We start from the raw sequence: 25,573 nt of genomic DNA, 5'->3' as shown, positions 1-25,573 counted from the left end.
CAACCCGTTTATTGCTCAGTTTTCGCTTTAAAACCACACCGGCAGAAGGCGCCGATGCTTGAATTACGATTAGCCGGCCGCTTCATCGTCTTTTGGTTCCCAAAGTTCGATGATGTTCCCTTCAGGATCAAGCACATGTACAAATTTGCCGTAATCATATTCAGCGATCTCGTCAACAATGGTCACATTTTCCTTTTTGAGTTCCTCTACCAGGGCCGCCAGATCCTCGACACGGTAATTGATCATAAACGGCTTTGCCGACGGGTTAAAGTATTCGGTATTCTGCGGAAAGGTACACCAGGAAGTAGACCCGCTTTTTGAGGGATCGTCGGCATGGCGCCATTCAAAAGTGGTTCCATAGTCGCTGGTAGCCAATCCAAGGTTTTTTGAATACCATTCGTTCATGCCTTTCGGGTCATCGCATTTAAAAAAAACGCCGCCAAGGCCGGTTACTTTTTTCATAATTTCAGGAGATTGTGATAGTAATCAAGTGTGATATAATTGTCTGCCTGCCGCTCTGTTACGGTAGGTTTAATACTAAATATTTATATACAATACTACCTGCAATTTCCGGCAATTTTCACACATAAGCAAATCCTATATCCGGTATATAAGTAAAATATTTTACCAGAAAACACCGCCTGTAATTATCAAATATCCTTTAAAATAAAAAATAACAACATGATATAATACTTCCCAAAGTTGTCGATATTAGTATATCAAACTAATAATCATGCAGTTAACTGCAAAAGAAGCTTACATCACCTAAAACACATTATCATGACAACAAAATTCGGTTTTACATTAATGAGCATCCAGGAATTTGAAACCTGGATAGATGCCCGGCAACTGGCGCGCACTGTTTTAACCATACAGGAACACCACACTTATAGCCCTGCCTACACCCAATTCAACGGTAGCAATCACTTCGCATTGCAACAGGGCATGAAAAATTACCACGTAAATGCAAATGGCTGGAGCGATATCGGGCAGCACTTTACTACGTTCCCCGATGGCACTATCATGACCGGCCGTTCGCTTGAAAAGTCACCGGCGTGTATAGTCGGTCAGAACGCTAACGCCATTTGCATAGAAAACCTTGGGAATTTCGATTCGGGTAAAGATGCGATGGCCCCGGCTCACCGCGATACTATCATTCGTATTACAGCAAAGCTTTGCAAACGTTTCCGCCTGCCCGTAAATACCAACAGCATTGTGTATCATCACTGGTTCGACCTCAGTACCGGCGAACGCAACAACGGCACAAAAAACAACAAAACATGCCCGGGAACCAGCTTTTTTGGTGGCAATAAGGTAGCCGACTGCATCGCGAACTTTTTGCCCCTGGTGACACAAGCCGGTGCGCCGGCCGCACCCGTTAATTCGGCCAACGCCGTGTTAAAGTATGTAAGCGTAACAGCATCGTCATTAAATATACGTACCAAACCCGATGCTTCAAGCCCCAAAGCTACAGACAGGGATGCAGCGGCATTGGGCGCTATATTACGGGTTTACAAAGAAACTAACGGCTGGTATAAAATATCGGGTAGCCAGGAGCATTGGGTACTGGGCAAATACACTACCGATGTAAAAAGGGCGACAGTAAAAGCCGACACGCTTAATGCGCGGAGCGGCCCGGGCACGACGTTCCAGAAACTGGGTTCGTACACAAAAGGCCAGGAGCTGTTTATTGTAAAGGAACAGGATGGCTGGTGTAAGGTTAACATGGACGACCGGTGGGTAAGTAAGGATTATTTGGTATTTGCTTAACAAAAAAGCCATGAAAAGAATTATAGTTTGCAGCGATGGCACCTGGAACAAACCCGGCGATATTTGCGAAGGTGAAATTGTGCGCACAAACGTGCAAAAGATTTTTGAAGCTATTTGCAATGAGGATGAAAATCACATTAAACAAATAAAGTTTTACGATCAGGGCGTCGGATCAAGCGGCACAAAGCTTAGCCGGATGATTGACGGCGCCACCGGCCGTGGTTTAGACGATAATATACTTGACGCTTATAAGTTCATCATTTGGAATTATGAGATCGGGGACGAGATATTCCTGTTTGGGTTTAGCAGGGGGGCGTATACGGTGCGCAGCCTTGCCGGGCTTATCAGAACGGCCGGCCTGGTTAAAAATAACAATCTGCGGCTGATACAGCAGGCTTACGATATGTACCGCGACCGCGGGGACAAGGCCAAACATCCCGATGGCGACATTGCGCGGGAATTCAGGGAAAAACATAGCCAGCCTGAAGTGCGCATTAAGTTTATTGGCGTATGGGATACCGTGGGTGCCCTGGGCGTACCAGTGAAGCTATTTTATAACAGAAAGAGGTACGAGTTTCATGACACTACCTTAAGCAGTTATGTAGACTATGCGTATCATGCGCTGGCCATTGATGAGCGTCGTAAAAATTTCATACCTACTTTATGGCAGCAAAGCAAAAGTGTGCAGGACAATGGCATCAAACAGGTGTTTGAGCAGCGCTGGTTTACAGGTGTGCACTCTAACATTGGCGGTGGTTATCCGGACGAAGGGTTAAGTGATATCGCTTTGCATTGGATGATTGCAAAAGCAAAAGGCGCGGGCTTGAGTTTTGAGGAGGGATATGTAGATGACGAAGTGCGGCCAAATAACAAGGGGCGTTTGTACAACTCAAACACGTTGCCTTTTTCAATATTAGGGCAGTTTGTGCGTAAGCTGCTCAGTACGCCCCGCGCGGCCGAAAGTGTACATCCTTCGGTATTTGAGCGTGTTGATGCCAATATTGGATACATCCCGGTGAACCTTAAGAATGATATGCGTAATAGCGCGGCAACTTAAAACTGCGTGAATAACCACCTCAGCGATATATAACTTACATATAACACTGCGCTTAAAACGATTAATAACACAATAATGATGATGACGATAACGCCATTACCGCTGCCGGTGTGTTTACCTTCCTGGTAATGCTCTTTCAACAATTGTATGTTACGGGTATTTGCCTTGATATAAAAATCAGAGATCTGCCCTAAAAGGGGGATAGCGCCCACTGCTGCGTCAATACTGATGTTTATCGCCATAAGAATGAGGACTTTGCGGCTTACGCCGTTTTTGGACATAACATATAATAGTGCCGCCGATACCACAAAACCCGATATGTCTCCCGCGAAGGGTATAAGGTTAAGAACAGGATCGAGCCCAAAGCGAAAGTTTGTACCCGGCACCCTGAATTTATCGTCCATTACCGACGCTATGCGCTCTACCCACTTTAGCTGCCCGGTTAACATAACCTGTTTCGATCTGTCCATGATAGTAAGGAATGAACAAGCCCGATTTTTGTTTTATATTCCCGTTATTAAAACAAGGATCAAGGTTGGGGCCGCAATTTCTTTTACCGTAAACTATATAAAAGTACTTTACAGGCACAGTTGTTGCATAGGTATACTAAAGGCTGTTAAGCCCATTGTTTAACCAAAATACATCTGTTATGAAAACCCAAGATTCAAAGAATAATGTAACCGGACAAGGTTCGTCTACCGCCGACCGCGCGTTTACGGATGCCAGGGAAGCACAAAAGCAAAAAGGTATCAGCAACGGGGGCGCGCAACGCTCAGATCAAACGTCCAGCCGGGACGGTGCACATAAACCGCAGCAAAAAAAATAATATCAATGTTGGTTAATGCCCTTAAAAATAATAAGGGCATTTTTTTGCCGTTAAAATAACTTTACTTGCGTTCTGCTTGTAAGGTCGTCCTTAGGCAACAGCAGGTTAGCCCCTTTAAATTGCACCGTTTTAAATGGTTGCCATCCGGCCATACCACCAAAAGTTTCGCGCGTTACAATCTTCAATTCGTCTATCCAGAACGGCTCTACCACACGTTTATGTCTAAAATGAGGCCATAAGGTGTTAAAATCACTCGCCGGTATGTTCCGTACTACCGTTATGTGAGGTATCAAACCCTTCTTTATTTCCAGATGTTTCTTTATCAAGGCAAACCACGCATCAACCGCCGGGGTAATTCGGATATGCGCATAAATAGTGTATTGATCGTGCACATGCGTGAAATACTTAAAACCGTCTATATGGAGTAATACCGGAGGCATACTGTTGAGGCGGGCTTCAACCTTTGCAATCGTAGTGGAGGCGTAAAAGGGCTTTTGCCGCTCGGCATGCATAATAGAAATATGCGCCGGAGACCCCATGCTTTTATAACTGCCGATATGCTTTACCGAAGCCATTTTATATTTGCCAATTAGTTCCTTGATGGTTTGAGGCGGCGAAAGCAGGAAAAGGTAATCGATGTAACTGTTCATATCGGTGAAAATCGGTCTACAAATTTTGCTAATAATTTTAGTAATTCAAATTATATTTTCATATTTGTGTATGGATGCTCAGCGGCATATTGTACATATCGACCTCGATTCGTTTTTCGTGTCAGTAGAGCGGAAATTCAACCCCTCGCTTATCGGCAAGGCTGTTATTATAGGCGGCTCTGCGGATAGGGGCGTAGTGGCCTCGTGCAGTTATGAAGCGCGTAAATTTGGTGTACATTCGGCTATGCCTACACGGCAAGCGCTTAAGCTTTGTCCGCATGCTATTGTAATACACGGCACCCATGGGCGCTATTCCGAAGCGTCGCGCGAGGTTACGCAGATCATTCATGACATGGTGCCGTTGTATCAAAAATCATCAGTAGACGAATTTTATATCGACCTGAGCGGTATGGAGCGATATCATGACCCGTACAGGCTGGCTACCGAACTTCGCCAAAAGGTGATCGCAGAAACGGGGCTCCCTATTTCTTTCGGGATGGCATCCGGCAAAACAGTAGCCAAGATGGCTACAAACCAGGCAAAACCCAATGGGCAACTTTGGATACAACCCGGTAAAGAGAAAGAGTTTTTAGCTCCGCTCAACATCAGCAAGATACCCGGACTTGGCGAAAGTACCTGCCAAAAGCTATATAGGTATGGCATTGAAAAGATAGGCGACCTGCAGCGGGTGAACCTAAAGTTTTTAGAGGCGGTTTTCGGTAAGATGGGTTTATATATTTATAACAAGGCAAACGGTATTGACGACAGCGAGATCATCCCGCACAGCGATCGTAAATCTATTTCAACCGAACACACCTTCCATAATGATGTCAAAGACCTGCGCACACTTGAAAACATTTTGGTAAGCATGACCGAAGAACTGGCAGGCAAACTGCGGCGCGAGAACAAGGTGGCGTCGTGCCTGGCTATTAAGATACGTTACGCCAATTTTGAAACCCACACACAGCAGCAAAAAATTGCACTAACGGCCGCCGAACATATACTGATACCGGGCATAAAAAACCTGTTGAAAAGCGCCTGGAACCAGCACCGGCCAATCCGCCTGATAGGCGTAAGGCTAAGCAACCTGTGTACGGGCAGTTACCAGATAAACCTTTTTGAGGATAACGAGGAACGCATAAAGCTGTACCAGGCTATGGATAACATTAACTTTAGGTTTGGCGATAAAACTATTTGCCGCGCTGCAGGCATGGAGATTGGCGCGCGCTCCTTTAACCCGTTTTTGAGAGGGTAGGGAGTGGATATGCAGACGTGCAGATCACTGACGTGTTTGCGTGCATTTACACATTTACAGATCCTCGCACCTGCACATTTACACTTTCTTTTTCATCAAAATATCCGTCTGTTCGTCATTACCTAACCTAAATGGGTGGCTGCCGAACTGTGTAAAGCCGTTGTTATGGTAAAAGCTTATCGCCTTGGCATTATGCTCCCAAACACCAAGCCATATATAGCTAAGCCCGTTGTTGATAGCCTTTTCTGCGGCGAAATCGAGCAGATGCTTTCCTATTTGCCTGCCCTGGTATTGCTGTAAAATGTATATACGCTCCACTTCCAGCGCATTGTTATCTTGCAGGTCGGTTTGCGCGGCGTTAAAATTCAGTTTTATGTAACCTGCTAAAGCGTTATCGGCAATAGCGAAATAAAATTCCGAATGAGGGTTGATAAGTTCTTCCTGAAAACGGGTTACGGTAAAAGCGGTGGATGCATAGGCCTCCATATCAGCGGGGTTGTTGCGGTGCAAAAAAGCGTCAAAAAATGTTTTGCGGCTAAGGGTAAGCAAAGCCTCAATATCATCTATGGTTACTCTTTTTATTTCAACAGCAACAGGCATTATCAATCAAATTGGTCCTGAAGGCGCACCAGGCGATCTATCATCAGGTTCAGTTTCTCCTCCTCGTTCTTAAACATCCGGGGTTTGAGATAAAAAGTAGTGAACAGGAACCATATAATGATTGATGCGTATGTTACGCCCTTAAAAATCGTCGACGCGTTTTGCAACACCTCAACAAAATATAACGCAAGGCCCGCACTGATAAGCAGGGTGTAAATATAATAGAACCACCCGATAACCTTAGTGCGGTTTTTTTGGTACGCTTTAAGACTATCTAAATATTCTGATGGGTTAAGAGTGGCATCGCGCTTGCTTAATATATGGTAATGCCTCACAATAAGGCCCAGGTACATCAGCATAGTTACCAATACTATTAAAATACCTACGGTCGTAATCCACGAGCTAAATGCGCCGAACAGCATAATTATAAAAGCGAACGCTATAATTACTATCATGGCCACAATGCTCCAATATATGCGGCTTGTTAATCCGCGTATCCCTTTCTTCACCTGCTTAAGCACTTCATCCACTGAAAGCTTTTCCTGCTTTGGCTGCCCCTGCCAAACCGACATTAAATGATCAAAGTCTTTCATATTGATTGTATAACTCTGTCAATTTTTGTTTAATGCGATATATTTTCACCCGCAAATTCCCCTCTGATATACCCGATACTTCTGCAATTTCGGGGTAAGGCACTTCGTCAAGTACCATTGTTATGATAATTCTTTCTGACTCTTCCAGTTTTGATATGCATTTATACAGCAAAGCAACCTGCTCGTTCTTTTCTGAAAACTCCTCGCGTTTATTCTCAGCGATTGCCGGGGTAAGTTCGTCTTTGGCCTGTCGTTTTTCCGATCGTAAATAGGTTAGGCAGGTGTTTACCGCTATGCGATATATCCAGGTGGAAATAAGCGCCTGGTTACGAAACTTATGCAGGTTTTGCCAAACTTTTAAAAAAGTTTCCTGCAACAGGTCGTTGGCGGCGTCATCATCGCCGGTATAACCATAGCACAAATGGTAAATTTTCTTTGAATTGGCTTCGTAAATTTTGCGGAAAGCGTCTTCTCTGTCTGCCACCTAATAGTTATTTATAATTTGACAAATTAACGCCTTTAATGTTACAACGGGTAACTTTTTTTATTAAACCAGGGCAGTTTGCTATCCGCATCGTCCAGCAGGTTGTTATACTCCTGACTGTAATCAAATTGCAGATCTTCGTGCAGTTTGCCTATTGAGGCCCGCACTTTCTCTACCTGCCTTATCAATATAAGCCGTATGGGCTTATGTGATGTTTGCTTTATCACATATTGCAGGTAATTTTGACAAAAGTTTAAAAGCAGCTCTATCTCAGCGGTTTTATTGCCAACAAATTTGGTGTATTTGGTAAGCATCTTTAATATTTTACGCAAACCCTTGGCCGTAAAATAGCTTTGCGAGGGCAACTGGCTAAACATAAATCCGGCTTCGGCTTTTACGCTTTCAATAAAATCCTGCTCGTTGTCCGATTCAAACATCAGGTAGGCCAATAACTCTTTATTCTCTTTTTTATATCGCACAAGCCTAAGGCATAATTCAGCCAGCTGCTCCGACGGCAAATGCTGTAATTCCTTTTTTATTTGCTGTAGGCTATAGGTAGTAATACTCATTGTTGTATAAATAGTTTATATAGGCTCTTCAAAATCTGCCATTGTAAGGGCAAATATTTTAAGCCTTTTCTGGCCCAAAAGGGTGGGGTAAGACTAATAGTTATAAAAATTTGTAGTTTTGCGGCACCAATTAAACACATGCAGAAGAGCAAACTTACCCTTTACATTTTTTTAGCGTTAATATTAGGCGTAATAGCCGGTTATATTTACAATGCTACGGTTATTAACGACATTAATACCAAAATTAACACCGCCGATGTAAATATAAAAACAATAGATGAGCAATTGTTTGCAAGTAAAGATACTACTACCGCAAGTTACAAAGCATTAAAAGCAGAGCGTAACGACATGGTAACCATCCGTAAGGCAAGCAGTACCACACGCGAGGATAAACTGGTTGGCTTTACTATACTCAGCGATATTTTTTTGAAACTGATAAAAATGATAGTGGCCCCGCTGGTATTTACCACACTTGTGGTAGGGGTTGCCAAGGTAGGGGATATAAAAGCGGTTGGGCGCATAGGCGGTAAAACACTGCTTTGGTTTTTAAGCGCCACACTTGTATCGTTACTATTGGGTATGGTGCTGGTTAATTTTTTTAAACCGGGCGAAGCCATGCATTTACCACTGCCAGACAGCCATCTTTCTACCGGCATACAAAAAACTGCCCTATCGCTACGCGATTTTATAGGCCACGTTTTCCCTACAAGCTTTATCGAGGCCATGGCCACTAACGAAATATTGCAGATAGTTGTATTCTCGTTGTTTTTTGGTGTAGGCACGGCCGCAATTGGCGAAAAAGGCCATATTGTTATAAAAGCTATGGATGCCTTTGCCCATGTAATATTAAAAATAACCGGGTACGTAATGCAGCTTGCGCCTTTGGCGGTATTTGGCGCTATTACCGCGGTGGTTGCCAAACAAGGCCTTGGCATATTATCAACCTATGCCATATTTATCGGCGAGTTTTATTTTTCGCTGGTGATACTGTGGCTGGTTATTATCCTGGCTGGCGCCGTAGTTATTAAAGGCCGTGCCTTTAAGCTGGTTGGCCGCATTAAAGATGCCATGCTGATAGCTTTCGGCACTTCTACAAGCGAGGCAGCCTATCCTAAGGTGCTGCTGGAGCTTGAGCGTTTTGGCTGCAACAATAAGATAGTGAGCTTTGTGCTGCCGCTGGGGTATTCATTCAACCTGGACGGCTCTATGATGTATATGACCTTCGCATCGCTGTTTTTGGCGCAATCATATAATATCCATCTTTCGTTTGAGCATCAATTATCCATGCTGCTTATTCTGATGCTTACCAGTAAGGGTATTGCAGGTGTACCCCGTGCATCGCTGGTAGTAATCGCCGGTACCATAGCCATGTTCAACATTCCTGAAGCCGGTTTGGCCTTGCTGATTGGTATCGATCCGTTGCTGGATATGGGCCGCTCGGCAACTAACGTTTTGGGCAATGCCATGGCTACCGCAGTAGTTAGCAAATGGGAGGGAGAACTTGAACCGGGGGAATAGTTATTGATTTCGAGAAGTGATAACTGGTGATTACTTTTGCAATCCAAAATTTGAATGTGTAACGGTAACACTACCATCTTATTCTTTAATTCATTAAATCACAATAATCATACATGACTACGCAATCAAAAAAAATATTCCTGTTCGCAAGCATCATAGTACCGTTTCTGTTGTATTGTATTTACTATTACGGGATGATACTTAAAAATGCTCCATATAAGTTTTCGGAGTTCGAATCAATGCAGTTTCAGTATGGTTATGGCGATACACTGCTGAATAAGTACGACTCTAAAACTGGTGATTACCAATATGTTAACAAGCGCGATTCGGTTATTAAAATGAAGCTAAGGCTCAGCAAGAACGAGTTGCTGTACCTGCACCGCAAGGCTGCCGACCTGGGTTTTTGGGATTTCCCGGCTAAAGAGCTCAACCCTTCGGTAAAAGGCAGGGTGCCACGTTTTGTTACCCAGTTCAACTATCAGCATAAAAGCAAAAAGGTTGTGTACGACGCCTCGTACGATGGCCCCGAAAAATTAGTTGACGCTAACCAGCGCCTGCTTAAAGAAATCCAGAAGGTGTTGAACGAAGCCGAAGCGCGCCAAAGAAATAACAAATAGCCAATTGGATATTAATTTATTAATCCATATATTTGCACCTCAAAATTTAAAACAATAATTAATTAACAATGTACGCAATAGTAAGTATAGCCGGACAGCAATTTAAAGTTGCAAAAGACCAGCAGATCTTTGTACACCGTTTACAGGGAGATGAAGGCGCTAGTATTGAATTTGACAATGTGTTGTTAGCAGAAAACGAAGGTAAATTTAAATTAGGTTCTGATTTAAAAAGCGCTAAGGTATCGGCTAAGATCGTGTCTCATTTAAAAGGTGATAAAGTAATTATCTTCAAAAAGAAACGCAGAAAAGGTTACCAGAAAAGAAATGGTCACCGTCAGCAATTTACCAAGATCGAGATCACCGGTATAACATTATAATTAAATTTTAACCGACTCGATTTCATCAGGGTCACAAAAGAAATTAAAAAATGGCACACAAAAAAGGGGCCGGTAGTTCAAGAAACGGCCGCGAATCACATAGCAAACGTTTAGGTATCAAAATTTTCGGTGGTCAGCCAGCTATTGCAGGTAACATCATTGTTCGCCAGCGTGGTACCAAACATAACCCGGGCCTTAACGTAGGTATCGGTAAAGATCATACCTTATTTGCATTAGCTGCAGGCCAGGTTATATTCAAAAAGAAAGCAGATAACCGTTCATACGTTTCGGTTATCCCGTTTGAAACCGCACCGGTTGCAGAAGATGCAGCACCAAAAGCAGCTGTTAAAGCCGAAGCTAAAGCGGTTGAAGCACCTGTTGCAGCGGCAGAAGTAGCTGAAGAAGCTCCTAAAGCTAAAAAAGCGGCAGCGCCAAAAGCAAAGAAAGAAGCAGCACCCGATGCTGAAGAAGCTCCTGCTGAATAATTAAGCGGTAAGCTCAAAATATAAAAGCCCTTATCAAATGATAAGGGCTTTTTTGTGCGTTGATTTTCCCTCCCCGCGTCACTGCGAGGAGCGATAGCGACGTGGCAATCCTCTACATGCATGTAGTCGACTTTTCAATTGAAGATTGCCACGCTCCGCTCGCAATGACGGTTGGCTGTATGTTTTAGTAATAAAAATATCGATGGATTTAAACCCATCGATATGAATAGTTATTATGCCGATATCTACTCCAATATCACCTTTTTGAAATACCAGCCATCGGCATCAATTACCGGGACGGTTTTACTTTCAATTGTGATTCCTTTTTTGGTTAAGGCCATCCGTTTAGTACCCGTATCAGTGGTTACATCTACCGGCAGGTCCATATCGATGTTTAGCAACATGATCAGGTATTTATCACGCGGCCTGGCCTTCACACTTATTTCCAGTTTATTGGTAGTACGTAAATACATATCAAACAATGGTTTAAGCGATCTCCCGTAAGCTTTACTGAAGTATTGCTCTACATCATCAGTAACATCCTGATGGTCGTAAGTATAATTAGCATCAGTCACAAAACCTTTAATGGTATGGAAGAAGAGCGTATCGCCCATAACATATTGCAGCGTATGCATAAAGAAGCCCCCTTTGGTGTAGATATCGTTGTTATAGGCCGATTCTTCGTCAATATCCTTACCCAACACCAGCGGTTGTTTGTTCTGAATACCAAATGCCGTTTGTTTAAAATGGTTTATGTAGGCTTGCCTGCCTTCAAGATCAAGGTAGGGCAGGGCATCCGAATAAGTATCGATGCCTTCATGTATCCAATAATCGGCCCAATCGCGCGCTGTAACCTTGTTGCCCCACCATTCGTGGCCAAACTCGTGGAACATCAGCCAGTCGAAGTCCTCGCCGCCAACTTTGGTGTACCTGAACTTATTACCATAAGCTACCATGCTTTGGTGTTCCATACCCAGGTGGGGTGTTTCTACCATGCCCAGCTTTTCTTTAGCCCAAGGGTATTCGCCAAAGTATTTTTCTTTAGCATGTGCTGCTTTTACTACCATATCAATAAAATGCGGTGCTTTATCGGCGTGGTATCTTAAAACATAAAACTGAACCGGAACCGTATTGCCCGCTACCGATTTATAGCTGCCTTTGGCAACGGTATAATCTCCGGCATTGAATACGATATTGTAATTATTGATACTGTATTTGGTTTGCCAGTGATATGTAGCGGTGTTACCTCTTTTGCTTACACCTTTCAGCAGCCCCGGGCCGGCAACAACAAGGTCTTTCGGAACTGTTATCAACATATCAGCGCCTTCATTAGGCTCGTCGCTGGGGTGGTCTTTACATGGGAAGAATATTTTGCCGCCTGTGCCCTCGGCGGTTACGGCCAGCCATTGATGGCCGGTTGAATCCTGTGTCCAGGTAAAGCCATCATCCCAGGGCGGATTTTTGGCAATGCGCGGCCGGCCGGAGTAAACAACTTTTATGCTTGCTTTACCGGCAGGCAGTTGTTTAGCCAGGTTAATGGTAATTAAGCCATCTTTATGGTCAAATATCTCCTTTTTGCCGTTTACAGTCACAGTGCTCACATGCAGGGAATCCATCAGGTCGAGCATCAGCACTTTGGTGGGCTGTGCCATGATGACATCAACGATAGTTGAACCGTCAACCGACTTTGTCGCGAAGTTGCAATTTAACGCGATGGTGTAATGGCGAACATCCATAATGGCCTGCTCCGGCTTCAGCTTACCGCCCGATGTTTGTGCATGGGCATTAAGCCAAAAACTGGCAAACATGATGGCTAGGGCTGGTATTTTTGATGTTATTTTCATCAGATAAGGAATGATTGTGTGCTTAAAGGTAAGGATGTGTATTTATATTGCGATGATAAGCTTTGTAAAATTTATATATGGGTACAAAACTTGTTGGTGACACTACCAACGAGGGCTAAGGTCTTTTTGTTTGATTTTTTTTTACATTTGTAAATGTCCTAAGGGGATGAACGGATAATCCAATCCTAAGCTGTTGTGGTTTAGGCTTTGGTAAAGTTCGACCCAATCGAATTTTAAACTGGAAACTTATTTTTTAATGGTTTATCCGTGGGAGGCCTTCGAAAGAAGGCCTTTTGTTATATCAATATAATATATGGAACGGTCGATAACATACTACATTAACAAGGAAGCACAAGTGCATGCTGAACGCTATCAAAACTATCACAACTATTTAAATTTAGAATATGAAAGAAATATAAAACGTTTGAAGAGGGTGCCAAGTAAAGAAGTGAAAGTGCCAGATGAGTGGACGATCAATAAAAAGTATAATCCTTTTTATGTTTTACGACATGTTTCTCAAATCGCTAAGTCAATATCAAAGAAAATAAAGGACGGTACTTATGCTCCTATGGCCCCGTACAAGAAGGCAATTCCCAAGGCTGGAGGGGGGGAGAGAGAGATATCAGTTTACCAATTGCCTGATAGTGCTGTTTCAGACAAATTTTATCATGATCTATTAAAAAAAAATAAACATCGTTTTAGTCATTTTTCTTACGCATATAGAAATGATAGAAACGTTCATTTTGCTATTCAAGATATTGCTAACGATATCAAGAACTCAGAAAGAATTTTTGTCGCTGAGTTTGATTTTAGTAATTTTTTTGGTTCCATCAAACACAGCTACATTTTTGAGCAAATGACCGAAAATTGCTTTTCTGTCAGTTCAACAGAACGGTCGGTAATAGAAGCCTTTTTGAAACATAGTTCTAAAGATGGTGTCGGAGTACCTCAGGGTTTATCCATCTCTTTATTTTTAGCAAATTTAGCGTGTTGGCGATTGGATCGATTACTTGAAGAAGAGGGATTAAGGTTTGCAAGATATGCAGACGATACTATTATTTGGACAAAGGATTATACTAAAATTTGTAAGGCGTTTGATATCATCAATCAATTCGCTCAATTAACAGGAATACAGATAAATTTCGCAAAATCAGACGGCATATCACTTTTGCAGAAAGAGGGTACTAGTTCTGAGTTTGCAAAGACCAAATATCATGTTGAGTTTTTAGGTTATAAAATTTCAACCGAAACGATTGGGATTAGAAATAAGTCAGTAATTAAAATTAAAAAACAGATATCATACCTTCTATATAAAAATTTGATTCAACCTATTAAATATTTCCCAATTAATGCAATAAATCTCCCTGGAAAAGACAGAGATCGTGACTTTTTAATCGCTATAATGCAAATCAGGCGATATTTGTATGGTAATTTATCGGAAAACACACTTGCAAGATATTTAAATGGTACTTACAATAGATTAAATTTCAAAGGTTTGATGAGCTTTTATCCTATTATAGATAATGAAGCTCAGATGATAGAATTAGATAAGTGGATGGTTTCAACTTTTTTAAATGTACTGAGAAAAAGAAAACAAATACTCATAAGCCATGGGCGCCCTAGTTTAGATCATTTCCCTTTCGATTTAACATCCGCTGAGTTGATAAAGCAGTGTCGCGCTCAAAAATTTGGCAAATCTAAAGGGTTATATCGTATACCTAGCTTTTTAAGGATATATAAAGCTATTCAAATAGGGGTAAATTCAATTGGTGTTGAAAAAGTAATGAACAAAAAGATTGGTTATTATGAGTAAATGCCTTAATCATCTAATAATCAATATTCCCTCATCAGTAACCCATCTGCAAAAGCGCGGAGGTATTGTTTACCTTCTTCGGGCAGGTTTATCTGTTCAAGCGCTTCAAACGCTTGTGTAGCATGTTCCTGCATTTCGTTTTCGGCATACTGGCGGATATTTACGTTATCATAGATAGCGGTTACAGCAGCCACTTTCTCTTCGGGGTTAAACTGTGTAAAAGTGATCCACCGGATTAATTCTTCCGCATCAGTACCTTCGGTCAGTTCGAGCGCCTTAATCAGCAGGTATGTTTTTTTATTGGAAATAATATCTCCGCCAACCTGCTTTCCAAACTTTTCGGGGTCGCCGTAAACGTCCAAAATATCATCCTGCAGCTGGAAGGCTATGCCCAGGTGCTCGCCAAAATTGCACAGCAGGTCGGCATCTTTAATATCAGCGTTGCCAATAAGCGCGCCTATTTTTAAGGCACCACCCAACACCACAGCAGTTTTAAGGCGAATCATGCGCAAATACTCCTCGATATTGATGTTATTACTGGTCTCAAAGGTCATATCCCACTGCTGGCCTTCGCATACGCCGGCTGCTGTTTCATTAAAAATATCCAGGATCGTACGGAGTTTATCATCAGGCACCTGCATCATCAGCTCGTAGCCTTTTATCAGCATTACATCGCCCGATAGTATAGCCACATTGTTGTTCCACTTTTCGTGAACGGTGGTTTTACCGCGTCTTTTTGGCGCGTTGTCCATAATATCATCGTGCATCAGCGTAAAGTTATGAAACACCTCTATCGCAAGCGCCGGGGGTATTGCAGCCTCCACATCCCCCCCAAACAAATCGCAGGCCATCAGCAGCAGGGCAGGGCGCATACGCTTACCGCCCAAAGCAAGTATATATTTAATAGGTTCGTATAATTCTGCCGGGTGTTCAGGAAATTTCAGTTCAGACAAGGAGCGTGCGATCAAGGACTGCAGATCTTCAAGTTTTCTCATGTTTGTGGGGACGAAGTATGTAGAGTAAGGAGCGAAGCGTTTAACCGCACCGCGCACCATACTCCCGGAACTCATAAGATTTAATTATTTACTAATGAAAAGTCTATCTGTTTTTTGGTCAGGTCAACGTTTTTTACCCTAATTTGTACCTCATCGCCAAGCTGGTAAACTTTCTTTTTACGCTGGCCGATAATGGCGTAATTTTTCTCGTCTAAAGTATAGAAATCATCGCTTATATCTCGCAGGCGTATCATACCTTCACATTTGTTATCAACTATTTCTACGTACATTCCCCATTCCGTAACACCCGAAATGATACCGGCAAATACATTGCCAACCTGGTCTTTAAGATATTCGGCTTGTTTATATTTAACTGACGACCGTTCTGCATCTGCTGCTTTTTTCTCCATCTGCGAGCTATGCTTACACAATTCTTCGTAATGCTCGGCATTGGCGCTTTGGCCGCCGGTAAGGTAATGTTGCAATAACCGGTGCACCATTACATCCGGGTAGCGGCGTATGGGCGACGTAAAGTGTGTGTAATGGTCGAACGCCAAACCGTAATGGCTGCTGCTTTTTGTAGTATAAATTGCTTTAGCCATTGAGCGTATTGCCAGTTGAGTAAGTACGTTCTGCTCTTTTTTGCCTTCTACATCTTCCATTAAAAAGTTAAGGGAGCGGGCGGTTTCCTTGTCAGATTTTGTATTTATCCGGTAGCCAAATCTTGCTGCAAACTGCGCGAAGTTTGCGAGGGCATCGGGCTTGGGGGTATCATGCACGCGGTAAACAAAGGTGTATTTATGCTTGCCTTTGCCCATTTTGCTTACATGCTCGGCAACTTTGCGGTTAGCCAGCAGCATAAAATCTTCAATCAGCTTATGCGCGTCTTTCCGTTCCTTTACATAAACACCAATAGGCTTGCCTGTTTCATCCAGCTTAAATTTAACCTCGGTAGTTTCAAAGCTAATGGCGCCCGCCTTAAACTTTCGTTCGCGCAGCTTGTAGGCAAGTGCGTTTAACTTTTCTATTTCTTCAATATAATCGCCGGTTTTGGTCTCAATAACCTCTTGCACTTCTTCATAAGTAAAGCGCCTGTCAGAATGGATAACCGTTTTGCCAAACCATTGGTCAATAACGTTGGCGTTATCATCCAATTCAAAAACCGCCGCAAAACAAAGCTTGTCTTCTTTTGGGCGAAGCGAGCAAAGACCATTGGATAATCTTTCGGGCAGCATGGGGATCACCCTGTCAACCAGGTAAACTGATGTACCGCGTTCATAAGCTTCCTTATCCAAAGCCGAATCGGGGATAATGTAGTGCGATACGTCGGCAATATGCACGCCAACCTCGTAATTGCCGTTATCCAGCTTTTTAAAGGATAGGGCATCATCAAAATCCTTGGCATCAAAAGGGTCGATGGTGAACGTCAGCACATCTCTGAAATCGCGGCGACCGGCAATTTCATCGGCAGTAATATCGCTTGATATCGCTTCGGCTTCGCGCTCAACCTCGGCAGGGAAGGAAAGGGGAAAGCCATACTCGGCCAATATGGCGTTCATTTCGGTATCGTTCTCGCCCTGTTCGCCCAGTACATATTTAATACGGCCAACCGGGTTTTTAGCCCCTGCCGGCCAATCGGTAATCTCAGCTACCGCCTTTATGCCGTTCTTCGCGCCGTTCAATTCGCTCAGCGGGATAAAAATATCATGCATCATCTTCCTGTCGTCTGCCAGGAAAAACGCGTAATGTTCTGATAAACGCACAACACCCGTAAATTCCATTTTATGGCGATGCAATATTTCTATTACCTCACCCTCTTTACGCTTACCACGGCTTTTGGCATACACGTAAACCTTTACACGATCGCCGTTTAAGGCGTTACGCAGTTTACGGGGGGCAACGTAAATATCACTTTCAAATTCATCGTCGGTAACAATAAATGCCGAACCGTCGTTTGTCAGGTCAACCTTACCCTCGATAAAGGTTTTCAGCTCAAGCAACTGAAATTTACCGGGAGATATTTCTTTAAGTACACCTTTAAAGGCTTCATCTTTCAAAATATCAAGAATAACGCCGCGGGCGTCAGGGTCACGTACGTTTAATTTGGCTGAAACTTGTTTATGGTTTAACGGCGTATTACCGTTTTGTTCAAATATATCGAGCACCATTTGCGTGAGCACCTGGTTTATAGAAGATTTATTTTTTTTATTTTTTGACATGTACAGATGTTTGTTGCTAAGGTACGAAATGGTACTTGTTTTATAGGAAAACCATTGTCAAACAATTTGATTACAGGTAAGGATAATGTAAAAACACCGACTTTGCCGTCCATTTTCCGGGCTAAAGAAACGTGACAGACAAATAACAACACTTCTTTCCGTATGAAAGCGTTAACATTTGCCAGGTTCCGCTTGGGTACCTGCCGCCGGTTATTACTGTTTTAAGACGGGCAATTCACCGGTTTAGGTGATACCGCATAATTTATTTTTGTTTCATCACCTTCATTATCGGACTACGGAGATTGGCATTACACAAGATTACTTAAAGCCATTAAAACCAACAGCAGGACAAAAAGCGAAGCACTTATTTGGCGCATTTGCTTAAAAATTTCTGAAACTACAAAAATTGCATACTTTTAATGTGCGATGCAAGAGAAAAACAACCCTAAAACCATCCGCGCCTGGGCCATGTTCGATTGGGCCAACTCGGCGTATAACCTGGTCATCACAACCACCGTTTTCCCTACATATTATGTAATTATAACCGAAAACGCAGCTAACGGCAACCGGGTAAACTTTTTTGGTCATAGTTTTATAAACACAGCGCTTACCAATTATGCCCTGGCTGCAGCCTATATGGTTATGGTGCTTTTACTACCCATACTAAGCTCGATAGCCGATTATCGTGGCAACAAAAAAGTATTTATGCAATTTTTTACGCTGCTGGGTTCTTTAGCTTGTTGTGGTTTGTTCTTTTTTAACGCGCAGCGTATAGAATGGGGGGTAATTTGTTTTGCGCTGGCTGCTATTGGCTACGCGGGCGGATTTGTATTTTATAACTCGTACCTCCCCGAAATTGCAACGCTTGATATGCAGGATAAAGTAAGCGCCAAAGGTTTTACTTACGGCTACATAGGCAGCGTGCTGTTGCAGCTTGTTTGCTTTGCCTTTGTATTAAGTCCCGGCACATTCGGTATAACAGATAAGGCGCTTCCGGCACAAATTTCCTTCCTTTTAGTAGGTTTATGGTGGATAGGGTTCGCTTCCATTCCTTTTTCGGTATTGCCAAAAGGAAGCCCTAATGCGCAAACCCATCAGCATAATATTATTAAAGGCGGTTTTATAGAGCTGGGAAAGGTGTGGGTGAAAATAAAGAGTATGCCTTTGTTAAAACGGTATTTGCCGTCGTTCTTTTTTTACTCGATGGGTGTGCAAACCATTATGCTGGTTGCCACGGCGTTTGCCGCTAAAGAGCTGCACATGAAAACGCCGGAATTGATCGCTATCATCCTCATTATTCAGATCGTCGCTATTGGTGGCGCTACACTAATGTCGCGCCTGTCAGACAAGTTTGGCAATGTAAGGGTATTAATATTTGTGGTATTTATGTGGATAGGCATTTGTATAGCAGCGTACTTTACCACTACATCAACCCAATTTTACATTATCGCGGTGATAGTAGGCCTGGTTATGGGTGGTATCCAGTCGCTTTCGCGGTCAACCTACTCAAAGTTTTTACCGCAGGATATCCCTGATACCGCCTCGTTCTTCAGCTTTTACGATGTTACCGAAAAACTGGCCATTGTGGGCGGTTTGTTCAGCTTTGGTTTTATCGAAGAGTTAACCGGCGATATGCGCAACTCTACTTTGGTTCTGGGCTTATTCTTTGTTATAGGGCTGCTATTGTTGTTTTCTTTATTAACAACAGAACGGAAAGTTCAAAAAAATTCATGACTTTAGCGCCGTTAATTTTAATGTACAGATGACAATTGAATTATTTGTCCCGTGTTTTATAGATCAGTTGTACCCCGATACCGCTTTTAATACTGTAAAAGTGCTTGAAAAAGCTGGCTGTACTGTTAATTATAACCCTGAGCAAACTTGTTGTGGCCAGCCGGCATTTAATGCCGGTTTCTGGGATGAAGCCAAAACCGTAGGCAGTAAATTCCTGAACGATTTTCATGAAGACAGCGTTATCGTATCGCCCTCGGCGTCGTGCACGGGTATGGTACGCAATTATTATAACGACCTGTTTACCAATACCACATCGCATAATAAATGCCGCAATATCCAAAGCAATATTTATGAACTGAGCGATTTTTTGGTAAACATATTACAGGTAGATTATTTCGGCGCCGAACTGGACGGCCGTGCGGTTTACCACGATAGCTGCGCCGGCCTGCGCGAATGCAAAATCAAAGACGAGCCCCGCCAACTGTTATCGAAAGTATTGGGCCTGGAAATGGTGGATTTGAAAGATAATGAAACCTGCTGCGGCTTTGGCGGCACATTTTCGGTTAAGTTTGATGCCATTGCCACAGCTATGGCGCAGCAAAAGGTTGATAACGCCCTGGCCGCTAAGGCTGACTATATTATCTCTACAGACGCGTCGTGCCTGCTGCATCTGCAAGGGTATATCGATAAAAACAACCTGCCCATTAAAACTATCCACATAGCCGATGTGCTGGCTCACGGATGGGGAAATGTGTAATCGGCGATGAATTGGACACTAAACTATTATATCGAGGTTAATAGCGAATTAGATTTAGATATTGCAAGGGATCGAATTGTTGCTGTTCTAAAGAAAGAAAAATATCAAGATATCAAGTCATTTTATAATTTCGTTTCCTTTGATAATGGTTTCTCTACTAAAAGATCAGTTTTTCACACTTCTGTAAAAGTGGCAAAAGGCACATTTTTCTTTAAACTTGAAAATGTTTTACTGAATGTAAAATTTGCTTATAAAATAGCGTATTTAGACTTAATATTTGTCCTGCTTGGCACTGTGCTATTTGGATATTTAATTAAAGATACGTTTTACTACTTTGCAATACTTGCTATGCTTGGCTGGATCTATCAATACGTTGCCATAAGGCTCGAAGCAGACGAATTAATTGGGGTTCTTCGCAAAAAACAATATTAAAATTAGTTTTGACGTGTAGCTTGTCGCAATTCCCCCGTTAACCTGTCCTCATTTGCCTCACAACGTAATGTTGCATTGGCTAAATTTGATCTGATAAATCAAAGCACTTTATGAAAGCATTACGGGTACACTACACCACCACCACGGCATTTGCGCCGATAAACCAGGCCAACATCGCCGGCATCGTAAAAGAATTAAAAGAGCTGAACCATCCCGGCATTAAGTACAGCACATGGCTGCTGCCCGATGGCAAAACGTTTATGCACTTTGACCAGTTTGAAAACGAGGAGGCGCATAACATATTAACGTCCTTACAATCCTTCAAAAAATTTGACGAGGAACTTTGGGCCAGCGGGCTGGAAGCGGAGCCTGTATTAGAGCACATTACATTGGTAGCTGCTACGGACGATTTTTATAAATAAAATAATATTACAACTCGTATGCTACGCCCTTCTCGGGGATAGTTACTTTATAACCGTCCTGTTCCAAGGCATCGGCCATGGCCTGCATACTGCTTGCCTCGCCGTGCACCAAATAGACGCCTTTTAGCTGGTGGGGGTCCTGGCCTTTAATGTTATTGATAAGGTCTTCATGATCGCCGTGGGCACTTAAAACGTCCGTTTGTTTAATGGTGGCGTAAACGGCCAGGTCCCGGTCTTTGATATGTACTATAGCGTCACCGCGAAGCAGGCGGTAACCCAGCGTGCCTTTTGCGCAATAGCCTATAAACAGAATAGTACAGTAGTAATTTTGGATATTGTAGAACAGGTGGTCCTGAATGCGTCCGCCTTCCAGCATCCCTGCTGATGAAATGATAATGCACGGCTCGTAATAATTTGATACCTGCCTGCTGTCTTTTAAGGTCTCCACATAGGTAAGGTTCTCAAAATCGAATTCGTCACCTTGTTTATTGTAAAATTCCTGCGCTTCGGGGTTTACCAGGCTGTGGTGTTTACGGTATAAACCGGTAGCGCGCGCAGCCATTGGGCTATCCACAAAAACGGGAATCCTGGGCAGTAAACCATTATTAAATATCTTATTTAACGCGAACACCAACGATTGTGTTCGGCCGATACTGAACGCCGGGATAATTAATCGCCCTTGCTCCGCAACACAAACCTTTTCGATGGTTTCAATCAGCGTTTCCTGTACCGATTTACCTTTGGTGTGCATCCTGCCGCCGTAGGTAGATTCCGACACGATATAATCTACCTGTGGCAGGGGGTCGGGGTCGTTTAGTACCGGGTAATTCTTACGGCCTATGTCACCGGTAAATGCAATGGATTTTTCTACCCCCTCATCGTTTATTTTTAAAACGGCGGCGGCAGCGCCAAGCAGGTGACCCGCCGGTATAAATGTAAGTTCGATATCGCCGGTTATACGGAAAGGTTTATCGAAGCCAATTGTTACAAAACGATCTACAGTATCCATCACATGCTTTTGCAGGTAAAGCGGCTGCGGGCCGCCGCCGCTGTGTTTATGCCTGCGCCGTTTACGGCCATTACTTTTTTCCGATTTAGCTAAGAATATATTTACCGAGTCTATCAATAACAGTTCGGTCAAATCGGCAGTAGGCGGGGTGCAAAGTATCTGCCCGTTAAAGCCCATGCGCACCAGCGTGGGCAGGTTGCCCGAGTGGTCGATATGGGCGTGGGTAAGGATAACCACGTCTATTTCTTCGGGACGGAAGCCGAAGTCTTCGTTAACTTGTATGTTATGGTCTTTCTCGTAGTCAAGGCCGCAGTCTATCAGTATCTTATATTGGCCTGCCTGCAGCAAATGCATGCTGCCGGTTACCTGGCGCGCGGCGCCGTGTATGGTTAGTCTCATTTAAGTAGTTCGCAGTTGGCACCTGTATAAGCTGCCACATGCAATTATAAGGATTTTAACTCAATTATGTAATGGTTTACGGGACATTGATGTTCGTGGTGCGACCACTATGATCAAACATTAAAATCTGATAACCAGGTAATTATAATATACCGTATTGTAAATGGCCACTTACTACATTTACTGTATACGCCTGACAACCAAAATTTTATATGCTTTGCAGGCAGTATGCCGATAATGACGACTTACTAAAAAACTCTTTTTTATAAAATTGTAAAAATACTCTATAAAATTTGTCGAATTTATTAACTTCGGCCTTTCTCAGTACAAAGTTGATAATTAGTTATAAGTCAAATATAGTTCAACATATGAAACATAATTTCGGTGCCGGCCCCGGCATATTACCACAAGAAGTTTTAAAACAGGCTGCTGCGGCAGTAATTGATTTTAACGGAACCGGTCTTTCCCTGCTCGAGATCTCGCACCGATCACCGGAGTTTGAAGCCGTATTAAACGAAGCTGTAAGCCTCGTAAAGGAACTTTTCAACCTTCCGGAAGGGTATTCTGTTTTATTTTTACAAGGGGGTGCAAGTACACAGTTTGCATTAGCGCCCTACAACCTGTTACCTGAAGGTGGTAAGGCCGCTTACCTGGAAACCGGTGTATGGGCTAACAAAGCCATTAAAGAAGCTAAATTTTTCGGCGATACAGAGGTGGTTGCTACATCAAAGGAAAGTAACTTTACTTATATCCCCACAAATTATAAAATACCCGAAGATGCGGCGTACTTTCACGTAACATCAAACAACACCATTTATGGTACGCAAATGCATCGTTTCCCCAAATCGCCAATACCGGTGGTTTGCGACATGTCGTCAGATATATTCAGCCGTACAATAAACGTTGCCGACTTTGGCTTGATATATGCCGGCGCTCAGAAAAATATGGGCCCTGCGGGTGTTACACTGGTAATAGTTAAAGATGACCTGCTGGGTAAAACCGGCCGTAAAATACCGGCCATGTTTAACTACCAGGTGCAAATAGAAGGGGGATCGATGTATAATACACCACCTTGTTTTGCCATATACGTATCCATGCTTACTCTTAAGTGGTTAAAAGCAAAGGGCGGCGTTTCGGCTATCGAGGTAGAGAACAACGAAAAGGCAAAAGTACTTTACGAGGAAATTGACCGTAACCCGTTGTTTAAGGCTGTTGCCGCCACCGAAGACCGTTCGCGCATGAACGTTTGTTTTGTTGCCGAAAACCCCGAGCACGAAAAGCCTTTCCTGAAACTATGCGAAGAAAAAGGAATAGTAGGTTTAAAGGGCCACAGGAGCGTAGGCGGTTTCCGCGCTTCAATATACAACGCGTTGCCAATAACCAGTGTTTATGTGCTGATTGATGCCATGCGCGAATTTGCAGATAAAAATAAGTAATCATCAGGGGTGGAGATCAGGATTGTCTGATCTCCTACCTCTAATCTCTAAAATATCATGATCAAAATATTAGCTAACGACGGTATCGACCCGATTGGAAAAAAAATGTTGGAAGATGCCGGATTTTTCGTAGAAACCAATAATATCCCTCAGCATGAATTGCCAGTACGTTTACAGGAGTTTGATGCTATAACCGTACGTAGCGCTACCAAAGTGCGCGCAGCTTTAATTGATGCTTGCCCAAACCTTAAACTTATTGGCCGCGGTGGGGTAGGTGTTGATAATATTGATGTAGACTACGCGAAGCAAAAAGGCATTGGCGTGTACAATACGCCGGCTTCATCTTCATTATCAGTTGCCGAACTGGTTTTCGCGCAGCTTTTTACAGGCGTACGTTTTCTGCACGATAGCAACCGCAAAATGCCGGTTGAAGGTGGCACTAAATTCAACGACCTGAAAAAAGCCTATGCTAAGGGTGTTGAACTGCGCGGTAAAACATTGGGTATTGTTGGCTTTGGCCGCATCGGTCGCGAAGTTGCAAAAATCGCGATAGGGGTAGGTATGGATGTAATTGCTTACGACCTGCACCCCTTTAACCCGGAAGTTGAGATTGTTTTAGGTACGGGCGGCACAAAAGTTAATGTAACTGTTAAAACTTCAACGCTCGACGAGATCATCAAAACAGCCGATTTTATAACCCTGCATACACCATTTATTGACAAAGCCCTGATTGGTGCCGATGAACTGGCGCAAATGAAAAAGGGTGTTAAACTCATCAATATTTCGCGCGGCGGGTTAATTGACGAACTGGCGTTGATAGAGGCTTTAAACAGCGGCCAGGTATCATACGCGGCTTTGGATGTGTTTGATAACGAGCCAACGCCTCGTGCCGAGATCCTGGCCCATCCTAAAATTTCACTGACCCCGCACATTGGCGCGGCCACAAACGAGGCCCAGGAGCGTATAGGCGTCGAACTGGCCAGCCTGATTATAGGCCATTTTAATAAGTAGATCGTTATCCTGAGTTTATCGAAGTATTAGAGCCCTTGCCGAAAAGCAAGGGCTTTTTCGTTAAATTTACTTTTTGCAAAACGTAAACTCATGAGAATAATAATGCCGCCCAAGCCGGGCGATTACCCGCCATATGCAATTATGTATATGAAGCTGATACCAACAGATGGCTTAATACTAAAGTATCTGCAAAACAACTTTTACCGGGTAAAGGAGTTGATCTATTCGTTATCTGAAGAACGCCTTTTGCATCGCTATGCGCCGGGTAAATGGAGTATTAAAGAGGTGTTGGTTCATATTATTGATGATGAAAGAATATTTGCTTACCGCGCCCTGCGCTTTGCCCGTAACGAGCAGCAAAACCTGATAGGCTTTGACCAGGATAGCTATGCCAGATACTCTGGCGCGGATAAGCGGGACCTGGACAATATTTTTGACGAATATGAGGCTGTACGCAAAGCCACCATAGCCTTATTCAACGGCCTGCCCGAAGAAGCCTTCGACAGGATGGGACACGGCACAGGTACCGCTAATGATGCTACCGTACGCGCGCTGGCCTACCACATTGCCGGCCACGAAATGCACCATTATAATTTAATCAGAAGTAAGTATTTGACAATTTAGCCTGCGCACGTAATTGCACGGTACAAGGCAATCCTTGACATGCTTATCGCCAACTTTTCTATCGAAGATTGCCGCAC

The 25,573-nt window shown here is 43.2% G+C and carries 27 protein-coding genes; 16 read left to right on the top strand and 11 right to left on the bottom strand.

Features of this window, described 5'->3' with window-relative positions; genetic code table 11:
- Window positions 1-69 precede the first annotated feature (69 nt).
- Complete coding sequence (locus HDC91_RS02835; RefSeq protein WP_183548278.1) at window positions 70-462, bottom strand: VOC family protein; 393 nt, start codon at window positions 460-462, stop codon at window positions 70-72.
- A 318-nt stretch (window positions 463-780) separates the two neighbouring features.
- Between HDC91_RS02835 and HDC91_RS02830 the strand changes: the two genes are divergently transcribed.
- Together HDC91_RS02830 and HDC91_RS02825 are read left to right on the top strand one after the other, a co-directional pair.
- Window positions 781-1,770, top strand: a complete 990-nt coding sequence (locus HDC91_RS02830) for an SH3 domain-containing protein (RefSeq protein ID WP_183548276.1) — start codon at window positions 781-783, stop codon at window positions 1,768-1,770.
- A gap of 10 nt (window positions 1,771-1,780) precedes the next feature.
- Window positions 1,781-2,827, top strand: a complete 1,047-nt coding sequence (locus HDC91_RS02825; RefSeq protein ID WP_183548274.1) for a DUF2235 domain-containing protein — start codon at window positions 1,781-1,783, stop codon at window positions 2,825-2,827.
- On the opposite strand, the gene HDC91_RS02820 is transcribed toward HDC91_RS02825, so the two are convergent.
- Window positions 2,824-3,297 carry a DUF4112 domain-containing protein gene (locus HDC91_RS02820; protein WP_183548272.1) on the bottom strand — a complete coding sequence of 158 codons (474 nt, stop codon included), beginning with the start codon at window positions 3,295-3,297 and terminating at the stop codon, window positions 2,824-2,826. The genes HDC91_RS02825 and HDC91_RS02820 overlap by 4 nt on opposite strands.
- A 179-nt stretch (window positions 3,298-3,476) precedes the next feature.
- On the opposite strand from HDC91_RS02820, the gene HDC91_RS02815 reads away from it, so the two are divergent.
- Window positions 3,477-3,653 carry a hypothetical protein gene (locus HDC91_RS02815; protein WP_183548270.1) on the top strand — a complete coding sequence of 59 codons (177 nt, stop codon included), beginning with the start codon at window positions 3,477-3,479 and terminating at the stop codon, window positions 3,651-3,653.
- A 50-nt stretch (window positions 3,654-3,703) separates the two neighbouring features.
- On the opposite strand, the gene HDC91_RS02810 is transcribed toward HDC91_RS02815, so the two are convergent.
- Window positions 3,704-4,303, bottom strand: coding sequence for a 2'-5' RNA ligase family protein (locus tag HDC91_RS02810; protein WP_183548268.1), 600 nt, complete (start codon window positions 4,301-4,303; stop codon window positions 3,704-3,706).
- A 70-nt stretch (window positions 4,304-4,373) separates the two neighbouring features.
- On the opposite strand from HDC91_RS02810, the gene dinB reads away from it, so the two are divergent.
- Window positions 4,374-5,558, top strand: coding sequence for a DNA polymerase IV (gene dinB, locus HDC91_RS02805; RefSeq protein ID WP_183548265.1), 1,185 nt, complete (start codon window positions 4,374-4,376; stop codon window positions 5,556-5,558).
- Window positions 5,559-5,636: 78 nt separating this feature from the next.
- On the opposite strand, the gene HDC91_RS02800 is transcribed toward dinB, so the two are convergent.
- The 4 genes from HDC91_RS02800 to HDC91_RS02785 are packed head-to-tail and all read right to left on the bottom strand — an operon-like array spanning window position 5,637 to window position 7,804.
- On the bottom strand, window positions 5,637-6,158 hold the full coding sequence (locus HDC91_RS02800; protein ID WP_183548263.1) for a GNAT family N-acetyltransferase: 522 nt from the start codon (window positions 6,156-6,158) through the stop codon (window positions 5,637-5,639).
- A gap of 2 nt (window positions 6,159-6,160) precedes the next feature.
- Window positions 6,161-6,751 carry a hypothetical protein gene (locus HDC91_RS02795; protein WP_183548261.1) on the bottom strand — a complete coding sequence of 197 codons (591 nt, stop codon included), beginning with the start codon at window positions 6,749-6,751 and terminating at the stop codon, window positions 6,161-6,163.
- Entirely contained in the window at window positions 6,738-7,235 is a 498-nt protein-coding gene (locus HDC91_RS02790) for an RNA polymerase sigma factor (protein ID WP_183548259.1), read from the bottom strand. Before HDC91_RS02790 ends, HDC91_RS02795 begins: the two co-directional genes overlap by 14 nt.
- Before the next feature lie 41 nt (window positions 7,236-7,276).
- Entirely contained in the window at window positions 7,277-7,804 is a 528-nt protein-coding gene (locus HDC91_RS02785; RefSeq protein ID WP_183548257.1) for a hypothetical protein, read from the bottom strand.
- Window positions 7,805-7,942: 138 nt separating this feature from the next.
- Here HDC91_RS02785 and HDC91_RS02780 point away from each other — a divergent pair, with 138 nt between their 5' ends.
- From HDC91_RS02780 to rpmA, 4 genes are all read left to right on the top strand, one after another.
- Window positions 7,943-9,322: a dicarboxylate/amino acid:cation symporter gene (locus HDC91_RS02780; protein ID WP_183548256.1), complete on the top strand. Its 1,380-nt coding sequence runs from the start codon at window positions 7,943-7,945 to the stop codon at window positions 9,320-9,322.
- 113 nt (window positions 9,323-9,435) lie between these two features.
- The gene (locus tag HDC91_RS02775) at window positions 9,436-9,939 is read left to right on the top strand and encodes a hypothetical protein (RefSeq protein ID WP_183548254.1); all 504 of its coding nucleotides are present in this window, start codon (window positions 9,436-9,438) and stop codon (window positions 9,937-9,939) included.
- Between the two features lie 68 nt (window positions 9,940-10,007).
- Window positions 10,008-10,316 carry a 50S ribosomal protein L21 gene (gene rplU, locus HDC91_RS02770; protein ID WP_183548253.1) on the top strand — a complete coding sequence of 103 codons (309 nt, stop codon included), beginning with the start codon at window positions 10,008-10,010 and terminating at the stop codon, window positions 10,314-10,316.
- Between the two features lie 50 nt (window positions 10,317-10,366).
- Window positions 10,367-10,801 (top strand): 50S ribosomal protein L27, encoded by a 435-nt coding sequence (gene rpmA, locus HDC91_RS02765; RefSeq protein ID WP_183548252.1) that lies wholly within the window; start codon window positions 10,367-10,369, stop codon window positions 10,799-10,801.
- A 245-nt stretch (window positions 10,802-11,046) separates the two neighbouring features.
- Here rpmA and HDC91_RS02760 read toward each other — a convergent pair whose 3' ends face one another.
- The gene (locus tag HDC91_RS02760) at window positions 11,047-12,645 is read right to left on the bottom strand and encodes a M1 family metallopeptidase (protein ID WP_183548251.1); all 1,599 of its coding nucleotides are present in this window, start codon (window positions 12,643-12,645) and stop codon (window positions 11,047-11,049) included.
- Between the two features lie 313 nt (window positions 12,646-12,958).
- Here HDC91_RS02760 and HDC91_RS02755 point away from each other — a divergent pair, with 313 nt between their 5' ends.
- Window positions 12,959-14,458: a reverse transcriptase domain-containing protein gene (locus HDC91_RS02755; protein WP_183548250.1), complete on the top strand. Its 1,500-nt coding sequence runs from the start codon at window positions 12,959-12,961 to the stop codon at window positions 14,456-14,458.
- A gap of 20 nt (window positions 14,459-14,478) precedes the next feature.
- Here the strand turns inward: HDC91_RS02755 and HDC91_RS02750 are convergent, their stop codons facing one another.
- Entirely contained in the window at window positions 14,479-15,453 is a 975-nt protein-coding gene (locus HDC91_RS02750) for a polyprenyl synthetase family protein (protein ID WP_183548249.1), read from the bottom strand.
- An 80-nt stretch (window positions 15,454-15,533) separates the two neighbouring features.
- Entirely contained in the window at window positions 15,534-17,672 is a 2,139-nt protein-coding gene (gene rnr, locus HDC91_RS02745; protein WP_183548247.1) for a ribonuclease R, read from the bottom strand.
- A 426-nt stretch (window positions 17,673-18,098) separates the two neighbouring features.
- Between rnr and HDC91_RS02740 the strand changes: the two genes are divergently transcribed.
- The 4 genes from HDC91_RS02740 to HDC91_RS02725 all read left to right on the top strand — a co-directional run bounded on the left by HDC91_RS02740 (window position 18,099) and on the right by HDC91_RS02725 (window position 21,017).
- Entirely contained in the window at window positions 18,099-19,406 is a 1,308-nt protein-coding gene (locus HDC91_RS02740) for an MFS transporter (protein ID WP_183548245.1), read from the top strand.
- Between the two features lie 28 nt (window positions 19,407-19,434).
- Window positions 19,435-20,163: a (Fe-S)-binding protein gene (locus HDC91_RS02735; protein WP_162432333.1), complete on the top strand. Its 729-nt coding sequence runs from the start codon at window positions 19,435-19,437 to the stop codon at window positions 20,161-20,163.
- A gap of 6 nt (window positions 20,164-20,169) precedes the next feature.
- The gene (locus HDC91_RS02730) at window positions 20,170-20,595 is read left to right on the top strand and encodes a hypothetical protein (protein WP_183548243.1); all 426 of its coding nucleotides are present in this window, start codon (window positions 20,170-20,172) and stop codon (window positions 20,593-20,595) included.
- A 110-nt stretch (window positions 20,596-20,705) separates the two neighbouring features.
- A complete protein-coding gene (locus tag HDC91_RS02725) occupies window positions 20,706-21,017 on the top strand; it encodes a hypothetical protein (RefSeq protein ID WP_162432334.1) in 312 nt (103 codons plus the stop codon).
- A 7-nt stretch (window positions 21,018-21,024) separates the two neighbouring features.
- Here the strand turns inward: HDC91_RS02725 and HDC91_RS02720 are convergent, their stop codons facing one another.
- A complete protein-coding gene (locus HDC91_RS02720; RefSeq protein ID WP_183548241.1) occupies window positions 21,025-22,425 on the bottom strand; it encodes an MBL fold metallo-hydrolase in 1,401 nt (466 codons plus the stop codon).
- A 368-nt stretch (window positions 22,426-22,793) separates the two neighbouring features.
- Here HDC91_RS02720 and serC point away from each other — a divergent pair, with 368 nt between their 5' ends.
- The 3 genes from serC (at window position 22,794) to HDC91_RS02705 (ending at window position 25,496) form a co-directional block, all read left to right on the top strand.
- Complete coding sequence (gene serC / locus HDC91_RS02715) at window positions 22,794-23,861, top strand: 3-phosphoserine/phosphohydroxythreonine transaminase (RefSeq protein ID WP_183548239.1); 1,068 nt, start codon at window positions 22,794-22,796, stop codon at window positions 23,859-23,861.
- A 57-nt stretch (window positions 23,862-23,918) separates the two neighbouring features.
- Entirely contained in the window at window positions 23,919-24,872 is a 954-nt protein-coding gene (locus HDC91_RS02710) for a D-2-hydroxyacid dehydrogenase (RefSeq protein ID WP_183548237.1), read from the top strand.
- 90 nt (window positions 24,873-24,962) lie between these two features.
- A complete protein-coding gene (locus HDC91_RS02705) occupies window positions 24,963-25,496 on the top strand; it encodes a DinB family protein (protein WP_183548235.1) in 534 nt (177 codons plus the stop codon).
- The last annotated feature ends 77 nt before the right edge of the window (window positions 25,497-25,573 follow it).

Origin of the sequence: Mucilaginibacter sp. AK015 (assembly GCF_014200785.1) — a bacterium.
Taxonomy (GTDB): Bacteria; Bacteroidota; Bacteroidia; order Sphingobacteriales; family Sphingobacteriaceae; genus Mucilaginibacter.
This window is presented reverse-complemented; position numbering and strand designations above follow the sequence as displayed.